Annotated in this window: 15 protein-coding genes; 3 read left to right on the forward strand and 12 right to left on the reverse strand. The window is 66.3% G+C overall.

Annotated elements, in window-relative coordinates:
• Positions 1 to 45 precede the first annotated feature (45 nt).
• A complete protein-coding gene (locus E0H45_RS21355) occupies positions 46 to 714 on the reverse strand; it encodes a sigma-70 family RNA polymerase sigma factor (protein ID WP_202872426.1) in 669 nt (222 codons plus the stop codon).
• Between the two features lie 398 nt (positions 715 to 1,112).
• Between E0H45_RS21355 and E0H45_RS21360 the strand changes: the two genes are divergently transcribed.
• Entirely contained in the window at positions 1,113 to 1,721 is a 609-nt protein-coding gene (locus E0H45_RS21360) for a uracil-DNA glycosylase family protein (protein ID WP_131339855.1), read from the forward strand.
• A gap of 442 nt (positions 1,722 to 2,163) precedes the next feature.
• Here E0H45_RS21360 and msrA read toward each other — a convergent pair whose 3' ends face one another.
• Both msrA and msrB read right to left on the reverse strand, forming a co-directional pair.
• Complete coding sequence (msrA, locus tag E0H45_RS21370) at positions 2,164 to 2,715, reverse strand: peptide-methionine (S)-S-oxide reductase MsrA (RefSeq protein ID WP_131339857.1); 552 nt, start codon at positions 2,713 to 2,715, stop codon at positions 2,164 to 2,166.
• Entirely contained in the window at positions 2,712 to 3,203 is a 492-nt protein-coding gene (gene msrB, locus E0H45_RS21375) for a peptide-methionine (R)-S-oxide reductase MsrB (RefSeq protein WP_131339859.1), read from the reverse strand. The genes msrA and msrB overlap by 4 nt, the downstream gene beginning before the upstream one ends.
• 541 nt (positions 3,204 to 3,744) lie before the next feature.
• Here msrB and E0H45_RS21385 point away from each other — a divergent pair.
• Positions 3,745 to 4,662: an NADP-dependent oxidoreductase gene (locus E0H45_RS21385; protein ID WP_131339863.1), complete on the forward strand. Its 918-nt coding sequence runs from the start codon at positions 3,745 to 3,747 to the stop codon at positions 4,660 to 4,662.
• A 66-nt stretch (positions 4,663 to 4,728) separates the two neighbouring features.
• Here E0H45_RS21385 and E0H45_RS21390 read toward each other — a convergent pair whose 3' ends face one another.
• The 9 genes from E0H45_RS21390 to E0H45_RS21430 form a co-directional block, all read right to left on the reverse strand.
• Complete coding sequence (locus E0H45_RS21390) at positions 4,729 to 5,112, reverse strand: DUF4440 domain-containing protein (RefSeq protein WP_131339865.1); 384 nt, start codon at positions 5,110 to 5,112, stop codon at positions 4,729 to 4,731.
• A 41-nt stretch (positions 5,113 to 5,153) separates the two neighbouring features.
• Positions 5,154 to 5,390 (reverse strand): DUF6510 family protein, encoded by a 237-nt coding sequence (locus tag E0H45_RS43885; protein WP_131340683.1) that lies wholly within the window; start codon positions 5,388 to 5,390, stop codon positions 5,154 to 5,156.
• 5 nt (positions 5,391 to 5,395) lie between these two features.
• Positions 5,396 to 6,145 carry a ferredoxin reductase gene (locus E0H45_RS21400; protein WP_131339867.1) on the reverse strand — a complete coding sequence of 250 codons (750 nt, stop codon included), beginning with the start codon at positions 6,143 to 6,145 and terminating at the stop codon, positions 5,396 to 5,398.
• Positions 6,115 to 6,711 (reverse strand): sulfite oxidase-like oxidoreductase, encoded by a 597-nt coding sequence (locus E0H45_RS21405; RefSeq protein ID WP_238155129.1) that lies wholly within the window; start codon positions 6,709 to 6,711, stop codon positions 6,115 to 6,117. Before E0H45_RS21405 ends, E0H45_RS21400 begins: the two co-directional genes overlap by 31 nt.
• Positions 6,711 to 7,214, reverse strand: a complete 504-nt coding sequence (locus tag E0H45_RS21410; protein WP_131339871.1) for a Dps family protein — start codon at positions 7,212 to 7,214, stop codon at positions 6,711 to 6,713. The genes E0H45_RS21405 and E0H45_RS21410 overlap by 1 nt, the downstream gene beginning before the upstream one ends.
• A gap of 317 nt (positions 7,215 to 7,531) precedes the next feature.
• Positions 7,532 to 8,257, reverse strand: coding sequence for a VIT1/CCC1 transporter family protein (locus E0H45_RS21415; RefSeq protein ID WP_131339873.1), 726 nt, complete (start codon positions 8,255 to 8,257; stop codon positions 7,532 to 7,534).
• Positions 8,257 to 8,760 carry a hypothetical protein gene (locus tag E0H45_RS21420; protein ID WP_131339875.1) on the reverse strand — a complete coding sequence of 168 codons (504 nt, stop codon included), beginning with the start codon at positions 8,758 to 8,760 and terminating at the stop codon, positions 8,257 to 8,259. Before E0H45_RS21420 ends, E0H45_RS21415 begins: the two co-directional genes overlap by 1 nt.
• Positions 8,761 to 8,870: 110 nt before the next feature.
• On the reverse strand, positions 8,871 to 9,641 hold the full coding sequence (locus tag E0H45_RS21425; protein ID WP_131339877.1) for a hypothetical protein: 771 nt from the start codon (positions 9,639 to 9,641) through the stop codon (positions 8,871 to 8,873).
• A gap of 168 nt (positions 9,642 to 9,809) precedes the next feature.
• Positions 9,810 to 11,135, reverse strand: a complete 1,326-nt coding sequence (locus E0H45_RS21430) for a ferredoxin reductase family protein (protein WP_165546532.1) — start codon at positions 11,133 to 11,135, stop codon at positions 9,810 to 9,812.
• 245 nt (positions 11,136 to 11,380) lie between these two features.
• Between E0H45_RS21430 and E0H45_RS21435 the strand changes: the two genes are divergently transcribed.
• A complete protein-coding gene (locus E0H45_RS21435) occupies positions 11,381 to 11,965 on the forward strand; it encodes a hypothetical protein (protein WP_131339881.1) in 585 nt (194 codons plus the stop codon).

Consider the following 11,965-nt stretch of genomic DNA (forward strand, 5'->3'; position numbering starts at 1 on the left):
GACGCGCCCGGCGCAGCACGCCTGCTGCCCGTCCGCCGACACTGCTCATGCGATCTGCTGCTCCGGCAGGTAGCCGGCGTCGACCAACGCGGCGCGTAACTTCCGGCGGGCATCGAACATCATCTTGTAGATCGCATTGTGAGTCGCGCCGAGCTGATCAGCGAGCACGTCGGTGGGCATCCCGTTCAGCACCAGCGCGACGAAAACCATCCGTTGCTTCGCCGTCAGATTCTCATCGACGGCTCGATGTACGGCGTTCATCAGATCCCGGCTCTCGGCATGCGCCTCCGGCTCGATCCCCAGCCGTGCGGGAAGACGGTCCCAATCCTCTTCGTCGAACGCAACACCAGCCCGCTGCCAGAAGTGCCGGTTGACCTTGGCCGCCACGTCGAAGATCACGAACTTGTACGCCCAGGTAGTGAACTTGCACTCACCGCGGAACGTCGCGACCTTGCCGCAGATCGCCAGTAGGGCGTCCGCGGCGGCCTGGTGCGCAATATCGTCCAACTCCGGTCCGAGGAGTCGTAGCCTCTCCGCCCGCCGACCGACCTCCACCCTCGCGGCTCGCAGGAGAATCTCGTACAAACGTCGGCTCGCAAGCTCGCGCCGATCTCCACCGCTACTCAGGTCGCGAACCCAGGCACGGTTCTCCAGGGTCACCTCCGCGGAGACGACCCGTACCTGCGACAACGACTCGGAACCTTCGCTTTTCATGGATCTCCGGCGATCAGCGGAACGTGGTGATCACAGGTCCGGCACCTCGCTGTGTCGAACGGTGGAACAACATGGACGATACCGTCCATTCAAGACGCCGTCCACTCGACGGCAAGCGATGCCACTCGCTCCATACTCGAAGCAGGCTTGACAGCCATCCCGGTGTGGTTCACAGGCCGTTCGGATGATCAGTCAGTAACTGGCCGATCCAGTCCTGTTTGTGCTGACCTCAGGATGTCCGGCGGCGCCAACTCGAGAAGCCTCGGAAGGTCGACCAGGTCATCTGACACGAATATGCATCGGGGCATCTGGCCCCGGCAAGAGAAGGGAACTCCCTGTCGATGAGCGAACGCGAAACACGGTGCGGCGCCGATCTTCATGGACGAGTGGAGATCCGAATGGACGAACTCAAGGCAATACGCCACGAGATCAGAGCCCACGCCTCGAACGAGTGGGCGACGGAGCGTGGGTACGAACCGATCTACTCCGCATCGCCGCGCTCGAGGATCGCTGTCATCGGCCAGGCGCCCGGTCGGCATGCTCAGGACAGCCAGATCCCCTGGAACGACGCCAGCGGCATCAAACTGCGGCAGTGGCTGGGCGTCACCGAGGCTCAGTTCTACGACCCGGACACGATCGCTCTGCTCCCGATGGACTTCTACTATCCGGGCAAGGGCTCACACGGCGATCTCCCTCCGCGCAAGGAGTTCGCGTCGCTGTGGCACCCGAGGATCCTGACGTTGATGCCGGCCGTTCGTCTCACCGTTCTCATCGGGAGCTACGCCCAGAAGCACTATCTGGGGACCAACGCCAAGAAGAACCTGACCGAGACCGTCCGCGCCTATCGGCACTACGCTCCGGACCGGATCCCACTGGTGCACCCCTCCCCCCTGAACTTCAGGTGGCAGGCAAAGAACCCCTGGTTCGAGACGGACGTGATTCCCGCTCTGCAGACCCTGGTCGCGGACGCTGTTCGTAGCGGCCCTCGAACGTCACGCCATCACTGAGCCCGGTGAATCGGAGTCCGACGATCCGCCTGGCCTCAACCATCCAGCGAAGCGCGTAACAGGCTCGATAGGACGGCGGCCAGAACGAACAGAACCGGCCCTGGTCATCGACGTACCACTCTCCCGAACTGTCGCCGCCTCGTTCGGTATAGGTCGTCCGCCCGTCGATCCTGAAGACCTGAGTCGCACCGTCGGCGTACACGAGCCGCGCTGCCGTCACCGCCTTCGGGACGTCGGCAGCCGCAACTGCTGCACCGTCTTCGGCTTGGATTCCCTGCAACTTCTCACTCATCGCGCCCGCCCTCTCCCGCTCGACTGCGTTCGACTTATTGGTGACCGCCGATCCGCCCCTGCTTACCGACTCGCGAGGATCTCCGCGGCGCCACGGAACAAGCGAGGGTGTGCCCGTCGCGTCGGCGATGGGCACACCCTCGGGGTCAGATCAGGCGGTGGTGGCACGCCGTGGCAGGACCCAGTCCGGGCGTGCGAAGTGGCACGTGTAACCGGCGGGGTACTTGATCAGGTAGTCCTGGTGCTCCGGCTCGGCCTCCCAGAACGGACCCGCAGGCTCGATCGTCGTCACGGCCTTGCCCGGCCACAGACCCGACGCGTCGACGTCCGCGATCGTGTCGCGAGCGACCTTCTCCTGCTCCGGCGTGAGCGGAAAGATCGCCGAGCGATAGCTGGTGCCGATGTCGTTGCCCTGACGGTTCACCGTCGACGGGTCGTGGATCTGGAAGAAGAACGCCAGGACGTCGCGGTACGTCGTCTGCGCCGGGTCGAAGACGATCTCGACGGCTTCGGCGTGCCCGGGATGATTGCGGTACGTCGCATGGTCGTTCTGCCCGCCCGTGTACCCGGCACGCGTCTCGAGTACGCCGGGCTGCCGGCGAATGAGGTCCTCCACACCCCAGAAACACCCGCCGGCGAGGACGGCTGTCTCGGTGCCGGGATTGCGGGTGACCTGCCCGGTGTCGTCGGTTCCACTGGTCATGATGCATGCTCCTCTGTGCTCGTGATGTCGCTGGACGTGTCGGCCGTCTCGAACAGCGACCGATACTCGCCGTACCCCTGGTTCTCCAGTTCCGAGACCGGGATGAAACGCAGAGCGGCGGAGTTCATGCAGTACCGCTGGCCTCCCTCCGCGGCGGGGCCGTCATCGAAAACATGACCGAGGTGGCTATCGGCTCCGCTGGACCGCGCCTCCGTGCGGGTCATCCAGAGCGTCCTGTCCGTCACTGTGCGAACTGCGTCCGCCGCGATCGGCTTGGTGAAGCTTGGCCACCCGGTACCGCTGTCGTACTTGTCGGTCGACGAGAACAGAGGCTGGCCGGAGACCACATCCACATAGATCCCGGGCTCGTGGTTGTCCCAGTACTCGTTCCGGAATGCGGGTTCCGTCCCGTCTTTCTGCGTCACGCGGAACTGACTGTCGGTGAGGCGACTGACCGCCTCCGGAGTCTTCCTGTAGTCGTGCGACACGGTTTCTCCCTTTCTGACGTCGCTGGCTGCGCCGTCACCGGTAACAACATCGCAGGCGGCTGATTTGGTCCCGGGTTCCGCGGAACTCGCTGTGACCGCGATCTCAGTTCGGCCGGTCCCGCACCGCGGCCAACAGTCCGTCAGCATCTTCCGCGCACGGTCCACAGGCAGCCAGGTGCGACGCCAGTCCGGGATAGTGCGCGGCAGCGTCGACTCCGGATGCGAGTAGCTCGACATAGAGGTGTAGAACGCCCATGGCCTCATCACACCCGACGTCGCGTGGGTCGGTGGCGAGGAATCGCTCGAGCCCCTCCCTCCACCCGGTCAATGTTTCACCTCTACCTGTTGATCAGAAAGCTGGGGTTGTCCGTCGGCGCTCTGCCCAGATATCCGTTGGTGGTTGGACAGGCACGGATCTTACGGCCCGCATCGAAACAATTTCCCGACCCTCGCGTGGTAAGACGTCGAGTGTGCGGTGCCGCGAATGCTTACGAGCCGAAAGTGCCGCGTAGGCGAAAGACTGGATACAAGGAGGTGCCTGATGAGGGCGATCGTGGTGACGGACCAGGCAGCAGGAACGGCCGGGATGACGCTGGCGGAGCGACCGAAGCCGCCGGCGGCGATCAACGACGTCGTCGTCGAGGTTCATGCGTCGGGCTACGTCCCGACCGAGCTTGAGTGGCCCTCGACCTGGACCGACCGTGCCGACCGTGACCGATCACCGTCGGTCCCTGGGCACGAACTGGCCGGCGTGGTCACGACGCTCGGCTATGGCACGACGGGACTGTCCGTCGGTCAGCGGGTGTTCGGCCTTGCGGACTGGCATCGCGACGGCACGCTGGCCGAGTACGTGGCGATCGAGGCCCGCAACCTCGCGCCGCTCCCGGGTGACGTCGACTTCACAGTAGGCGCGAGTCTGCCCATTTCGGGACTGACAGCGTGGCAGGGACTGTTCCAGCACGGCCGCCTTCAGTCAGGCCAGAGCGTCCTCGCCCACGGCGCGGCCGGCGCAGTCGGCACGATGGTGACCCAGCTCGCCCGCGAGTTCGGCGCCTACGTCATCGGAACCGGACGCGCCTCCGACCGTGAGAAGGCGCTCGACTACGGCGCGAACGAGTTCGTTGACCTCGCCAACGACTCGCTGGACGACGTCGGCCCGGTCGACCTGGTGTTCGATGTCATCGGCGGCGACATCCAGAAGAGCTCCGCGGCCCGGGTCAAACCCGGTGGGACGCTGGTGACCATCGTAGGCCCGCCCGAGGCGCGGCCGGCGGACGGCCTGGCGATCGACTTCGTCGTCGAGGCCGATCGCGCCCAACTGACCGAGATCGTCCAGCGGGTTCGTGACGGACGGCTGCGGACGAACATCGGCACCGTCGCAACCCTCGACGACGCCGTCGCCACCTTCAACTCGACCGAGCGGCTCAAGGGCAAGACGATCATCAGCATTCGTCCGTAGCGGACTGTCCCGCCTCGCCTCGGTACCGCGATGAGGCGAGGCAGTGCCCCATGAGAAGCGTCGAAGTCACGGAGCGATCTCGAGCTTGGTGATCAGACCGTCGGCGAGGGTGAACCGGTAGATGATGTCGACGACACCGCCGGGGAAGTCACCCTCCAGGTGATGGGTGACGACGTAATGGGTGTCGTCGAACCTCTCGACGTGGCTGACCTCGACCGTATAGGTGTACTCGCTGGTCTCGGTCTCCCGCCAGCGGTGGATCTCGTCGTGACCGGTGTAGGTGGTGCCGTCGTCGTCGATCACGGTGGCGTCGGCGGCGAAGGCGGCCAGCAGGTCGTGAGCGTTCGCTTTGTGCTGGGGATCGGCCTCGCGCAGGTACCTCGTGATCGCCGGTGGTAAATGCATCGCCATCTCGGCGGCGGTCGGGTCGGGCGGGTGCTGGATAGTCATCAGGCGCCTTTCACAGTGAACGTGGTGCGGCCATGCGCTGTCTATGGCATTCCGGGCAAGTCGACGCAGTACATCCCATGGCCTTCGGTGAGCATCAGCAGAATCGTGTCGCAGTCCCGGCATCGCCCCACCGTGCCGGGTCCTGACATGTACACGACCATCTCCGCCATGACCCCGGAACGGCCACAACCCGCGCACTTGTAACCCATGGTCGTCATGTCTCGCGCGAGGAGGTCATGCATGACGCCCGCCATGGCGTTGCCGTCGAGGGGTCCCATCTTCGTCACACTCCTGTCCCGCCGAAGCGTTCGGTCCGGATCCGCGCCGCGTCGTACCCCAAAGCCACCAAGCCGGCCGCCGCCGTCTCGACGAACGCGGTCGGTCCACAGATATACGTGAGCGGCATCTGATCGGCTGCCCACCCGGCCATACTCAAGAGCATCGGGTCGATGCGTCCGCGATAGCCACGCCAGCTGCTCGGGGCCTCACGAGTCAACGTGATCGAAACATCGACGAGGTCGTAGGTCGCCATCTCCATGAGCTCCTCACGATAGATCAGCAGCTCGAGCGAGCGTGCCGAGCACAGCACACGAACAGGCACTCTGCTACCGATCGCGCGGTGATACCGAAGCATCGACCGCAGAGGGACCAATCCAGATCCGCCGGCCACCAGGAACAACGGACCACCGAAGTCGTTGTCCCAGACGAAATGTCCGCCGACCGGGCCACGGAACTCGAGCTCATCGCCTGCTCGCAGCTCGTCCACCAGATAAGGCGAAACCTCGCCGTCGTCGAGTCGCTCGACGGTGAGCGAGAGGTACTCGTCCGTCGGCGCCGTCGCGATCGAATAGCTCCGTTCCGTCTGATACCCGTCGGGTGCTGTCAGCCGCACATCCAGGTGCTGACCTGCACGATGCCCGCGCCAATCAGGCACTGCGAGCGTGATGGTCTTCACCCGCGGCGTCTCGAAGGTCGTCGAGATCACCGTGCCGGTCTGCCACGTCAGTCGCCGTAGTAGCGCTGCTCTTTCCACGGGTCTCCGTAGTTGTGATAGCCGAACATCTCCCAGAAGCCGGGTTGATCTGCGGCGCGCAGGTCCAGACCACGGATCCACTTCGCGCTCTTCCAGAAGTACAGGTGCGGTACCAGCAGTCGCGCCGGCCCGCCATGCTCCGGATCAAGCGGCCGCCCGTCGTACTCGTCGACGACCCAGGCCCTCCCACCGCGGAGGTCCGCCAGCGGAATGTTTGTGGTGTAGCCGCCGTCGGAGAACGCCAAGGCATAGGCCGCCTGGGTCGGCGTCGCGTCCAGGAAGGTATCGAGAGATACGCCCGACCAGGCCATGTCCAGCTTCGTCCACTTCGTCACACAGTGGATGTCGACCGTGAACTTCTCGTGGGGCAACGCCTGGAATTCGGTCCACGACCACGAGACCGGCCTGTCGACGCCGCCACGGATCGTGAAGTCCCACGCGTCCAACGGCGTATACGGGGTCGGGCCGGCCGACAACACCGGGAAATCCCGCGTGACGTACTGCCCGGGCGGTACTCGCGAAGAATCCGCAGTACGCCGACCGACGAACCCTCTGGTGACAGCCATCAGGCCTTCTCACCAAGCTGCACACGCAACAGCCACTGCTGCTTCTCCAACGCCCCTACCACCCTGACCAGTACGTCCTGCGTCACCAGATCCGCGGCCCCGATCGACTCGAGTCGCGCCCGGATCCGCTCAGCCACCGCCGCCACCCTCCGACCCAGCTCCCAGACCACTACGTGATCAGCCAGCGACCGCACCGCCACAGGTTCGACCCGCGACCCAGCCGCCACTGCCGAGCTCTGTCCATCGGGTACGAAACCCAAGGTCACCGCACGCTCAGCGACAACATCCGCCAATTCGCGCCACTCCCCCACCAACTCATCGAGGAACAGATGAAGACCATGAGCGGCCGCCCCGACCACACTCCAGTGCAACTGCTTCCCGACCAGCGACAGATCGATCAGATCCTGCAGCACCACCTGCAGCTCCGCACCAACCGCCGCCCGCTCGTTCGGATTCTCCAACGGCGGCAACTGCACCGAATTAGCAACAGCTTCCGTAGACATACCTCTTCAGTGTCACGCCCACCGCCGTACCTTTCCTCCCCACCCAAACCAATCGCTGCCAGCAGAACAACACGGAGGCGACGGCCCGGCCCTGGCCGTCCGGACCGTCGAGGCGAGCGCCGAGATGATGGGCTCGACACTCCGCGGGCCATCGAGGAACACGGAGGGATCGCATGATGCCGGAGAACAGCGGCAAGGAGTTGACAGCGGACGAGATCCTGCAGCCGCCGAACCCGGGCGGTGCGGTCGGCTTCCGGTTGACCTGGTGCGCGCTCCGGCATCGGGCGCGGACGTCGCCGCAGAGCGACTGGGCGATGTCAGAGTGCGGTCGAGCCAAGGAGCTGGCCTATGCCGAAGGTCACTGCCATAGCGAGAGCGCCACCCAGTACTAGCCTCAGGGTGGCCGGCCACCGGCGGGCCTCACCCAGTTGGGCGCTCACAGCTCCGGTTCCGGCCAGGGCCAGCAGGACCACGACGAAAGTGATAGGGACACGAGTCCCCGGTCCAGGCAGGATGATCGCGATCAGGGGCAGCAAGGCGCCGACCGTGAACGCGAGAGCGGACGCACCGGCCGCATGCCAGGGGTTGGTCAATTCGTCGGGGTGAATCCCGAGTTCGGCCTCCGCATGCGCAACCAGCGCGTCGCGTTCGGTCAGTTCGGTCGCGACCCGCTTCGCCGTCTCCGGACGCAGCCCCTTGTGCACGTAGAGGGCAGCCAGCTCGGCCAGCTCATCGTCTGGTGACGCGGCCAGTTCGGCACGCTCCTTCGCCAGCAGGGCGCGTTCGGTGTCACGTTGGCTGCTGACCGAGACGTACTCCCCCAGCGCCATCGACACCGCGCCAGCCGCCAGACCGGCAACGCCCGCTGTCACGATGGCCACCGTGGACGTAGTGGCACCGGCCACACCCACCACAAGCCCTGCCGTCGAGACGATGCCGTCATTGGCACCGAGTACACCGGCACGCAACCAGTTCAGGCGTCCGGCCAGTCCCCCGCGGTGCGGTTCACCGGGATGTGCGGGCACCTCTGCCGAGTGAGACATCAGCCCACCACGTACGGCGCGGGGCTCGCCACCAGCACGGCGGCGATCGCGATCCAGCGCGTCACCGTCTTCGATGCCGGACGCAACCAAGTACGACGCCCGACTGCCTGCTTGATCATCGTGGCGACACCGGCCGGATCAGGATCGTCGGACGGTGCCCGGGCGGCGGTCGCGATCGAGGTCGCCTCGTGCTCGCGCCACCAGACCACGATCGGCATCAGGGCGAGCGCGATTGCGGCGAAGATCGCCGAACTGCCGAGATCTGCGTGCTCGCGGATCAGGGCCGTCGACGCGACCCGGTCTTGCAGCCATTCACCCGCGCCCGCGGTGAGCGGCACCAAGACGACAACCGACAGGGCCAGGAGCGCGTTGGCGCCGGCGAGGCGGCGACGTGCAGCGGGCGAGACAACGGTGAGGACCAGCAGCAGAGCCGACAACGGCAGGAGAACCACCACTGCGCGGACCAGGATGATGTGCATCGGCAGGCCGTTCAATGTGTTCACTTTGTGCTCCTCGACTCCGCTGGTCTCCTCATCGTTCACGGGCCGGCATGACCGGCACAGGGTCGAACGGCACGTTCAGCTGGTCATTGGTCCTGCCAGGCGACGCCGAGTCATGATCGCGTCCCCGCGCCGGCGAGGTCCTGGGGCTCGGAAGGGAGTCCAAGGTCCGCGGTGCGGCGACGGCTCCGGGCACCTAGGACAGTCGCGACGGCCAGGGACAGTACGGCGACAGCCGTGGCGCCGGCGTTGGTCCAGGGTGTCAGCGGCCTGTTGGAGACGAGTACAGCACGTGGTGGCAGGCTGCTCGGGACGACCCAGGTTCCGGTGACCGTGGCCGGACCGGGATGATTCCGGACGGCCACTATTCGCAGCGGCAACTGTCCGGTCGCCTCGACATCGACGGCGGAACCGTCCGCGGTGACCGAGATCAGGTACTTACCCGGCGGCAGATTGCTCAGCGCGGTGCCGTCGTTCAGCTCCGCCTCGGTGCCTTGGGCAACGATCGGTGCGAAGCCCGACGTCGGGCGGGTCGACGGCCACGGGCACGTGTCGGCGTAGTCCGGATCCGACGAGCCGCCGGTAGCGGTCGCCGGCAGGCATCGATCCGTCAGCTGGTTCGCCCGGGTACCGGGGTCACCGGTGTCGTCGACGTTGATGAGCCACTTGTAGTGCGGCACCGGATCGTTCTCGTGCACGAATCCGGGACCTGAGTTCACCGACCGGGCACTGGCGACATGCAGCGTCAGGCTCCCCGGCCCGGCGGCCGCCGCAGGTGCCGCACCGCGCACCGCCTGGCCGGCCGACAACATCGCCGCGATCAGGCTGAGTCCGGCCACCGTCCGGACCCAGCGCCGCGACACAGCTCTCTGCTGGTACGTCACGATCCCTCCCCCATTTGCGTCCCCCGGCGGACGTCCCACGGACGTCACGCTGTCAGCGGCAACAGTGCGGCAGCGACCCGGTCGGCGGGCCCGGATGACACTGTTGTCACGCGACTCTCACGGAGGCCCGCGTCCGCCGGCGGACCGGCGACACAAACTCGTCATGGGTCAGACGGAGCTGAACAGCTCCGTGTGGATGCGACGCAGTGGGACTCCGAGGTCCCGCAGGTCCTGACAGATCCCGGCCACCATGGTCGGAGGACCGCACAGGAAGTACTCCAGGTGCCGTGCACGGCGTGGCAGAACCCGGGACAGCAGGTCGAGGTCGATCCGCCCGACCTCCCCGCGCCACCCCGCGTCCGGGGTCTCCACGACCTCGATCACCTTCAGGTTCAGTCTGCCGCGCAACTCGTCGACCTGTCGGCTCAGGAGGATCCGGTCCTCGGTGCGGGCTCCCACGATCAGCCGGTGCCGACGGCCGTCACCGCGATCGGCGAGCGTGCGCAACATGCTCAGCAGCGGAGTGATTCCTACCCCGCCGGCGATCATCACGAAGCCTTCGGAGGCGCCGTGTCCCTCGATCGTGAACCCGCCGTACGGACCGTCGAGGAACACCCGCCGGCCGGGCCGCACCGCACTCACCAGCTCGGTGAAGTCCCCCAGCGCCTTGATCGTGAACTCGACCCGCTCGGGATGTTCGGCGCTCGACGCCACACTGAACGGATGTTCCTCGAACACGAACGGCGAAGAACCGATCTTGATCCAGGCGAACTGCCCGGCGTGGAACTGCATACCGCGATGGTGGTCGGCCCGGAGTACGAGCGTCACGGCATCGCCGGGTTCCAGGCGAACCATCTCGACCCGGTAGGCGTTGCGGCGCGCCCGCAGCGGCAGCCAGATCCATCTGCGGACGGCGAGACCGGCGGCCAGCGCGCCCATCGCGATGAACCACCCGCCCAGCAACGGATGACGGACGAGGTGAGCGAGCCACCACACGTGCAGCCATGCCGTGGTCAGGACAACCGCCGCCAGGGCGTTGTGCACCAGCCGCCAGCCCTCGTAGCGCGGCTGGCGACGACGTCGGCGTACCGCCAGCCCGATCATCAGGAGCAGCGCGACGGTGGACGTCGTCGCGGCCCGGGCCGCCCAGGTGGTGTGCCAGAGCTCGAAGATCCGCAGACCACGCGGATCCACGAACAGCACGACGACCGCATGGAGCAGGACCAGGACGCCCGCCAGCATCGCGATAACGCGATGGATCCGCAGCACGGTCTCGATCCCGAACGTCGCGACGAGCCGATGGAGCCGGGCGGGAAGCACCACGGCGACTCCGAGTGTGGAGAACCCCACGATGCCCGCGCTCAGGGCCAGTCCCTCACCCGGCCTGATGTGGCTGTCGTGCAGGATCAGCCACGTGAGGAAGAACGGAAGCAGCAGGACGGCCAGGTACGCGGCGAACCATCGCAGCCGCGCAGCCAATCCGTACATGCGCATCGGGGCAGACCGAGAAGACGACATCCGGCGACAACTCCTGACCGGTCGGGACCCCGATGAAACAGAGACGAAGGTACACATCACGATCCGTCCCGTCGACTGCCGAAGCCAGAGCTCGTCCGGCTTTGCGGACGGCTTGCGTTACCAACCTGTGACCTGCTAACTTCCGTGCCCTACAGACGGAGGCAGGAGTGAGCGACCAGCAGCTCACGGGGAGATACAACGTCCAGAGGCGACGGATTCGAGTGCGGCGGCTGACAGGCGCCGGAACCGTGCTCAGTGCGATCACCGTGGCCGTCGCAGGTGCCCTCCTCTTCGGCACGGACGGCGACCAGTCGGACACCGCGTTGTCAGCACCGCAGGCGAGAGCCGGCCGGCCGGCCCCGAAAGCCGCCCCGCCGACGCGACCGATCTCGAGGACAACACCTCAGCGCCCGAGCCGTGGTCAGGCAAGGCCGCGCCCCACGACCACCGCGGCGAAGCCACGTCTTCCGGTTACTCCGGTCACACCTACCCGCACCAGCGCGTCGGCGCCGAGCGGAGTCAGTCGGCTCCATCACCTCGGCGACCTGCTACGTGACGACGCGCGACTGCTGGCCATCGACGAGCTGCGATCTGCGGCGGCACGCCTCGACCAGGCCGCCACTCAGCTCTCGGCCGGCGACACGGCACCGGCCGAGGCCTCGATTCAGAACGCGTTCGAGAAGATCGCCGACACTCAACGAACCGGAGACTGGCAGCCGAGCCGGACCGAGTCCCAACTCCTGGCATCGTTCGGCTACCGCCCGCCAGCCACCTCGCTCGCAACAGATCACCACCACGACGACTGA

It is taken from the genome of Kribbella soli (assembly GCF_004331345.1).
Taxonomy (GTDB): Bacteria; Actinomycetota; Actinomycetes; order Propionibacteriales; family Kribbellaceae; genus Kribbella; species Kribbella soli.

Coding starts and splice junctions, on each gene's coding strand:
- E0H45_RS21355 (WP_202872426.1), bottom strand. CDS start 714: ATGAAAAGCGAAGGTTCCGAGTCGTTGTCGCAGGTACGGGTCGTCTCC.
- E0H45_RS21360 (WP_131339855.1), top strand. CDS start 1,113: ATGGACGAACTCAAGGCAATACGCCACGAGATCAGAGCCCACGCCTCG.
- msrA (WP_131339857.1), bottom strand. CDS start 2,715: ATGACCAGTGGAACCGACGACACCGGGCAGGTCACCCGCAATCCCGGC.
- E0H45_RS21385 (WP_131339863.1), top strand. CDS start 3,745: ATGAGGGCGATCGTGGTGACGGACCAGGCAGCAGGAACGGCCGGGATG.
- E0H45_RS21390 (WP_131339865.1), bottom strand. CDS start 5,112: ATGACTATCCAGCACCCGCCCGACCCGACCGCCGCCGAGATGGCGATG.
- E0H45_RS43885 (WP_131340683.1), bottom strand. CDS start 5,390: ATGGGACCCCTCGACGGCAACGCCATGGCGGGCGTCATGCATGACCTC.
- E0H45_RS21405 (WP_238155129.1), bottom strand. CDS start 6,711: ATGGCTGTCACCAGAGGGTTCGTCGGTCGGCGTACTGCGGATTCTTCG.
- E0H45_RS21410 (WP_131339871.1), bottom strand. CDS start 7,214: ATGTCTACGGAAGCTGTTGCTAATTCGGTGCAGTTGCCGCCGTTGGAG.
- E0H45_RS21415 (WP_131339873.1), bottom strand. CDS start 8,257: ATGTCTCACTCGGCAGAGGTGCCCGCACATCCCGGTGAACCGCACCGC.
- E0H45_RS21430 (WP_165546532.1), bottom strand. CDS start 11,135: ATGCGCATGTACGGATTGGCTGCGCGGCTGCGATGGTTCGCCGCGTAC.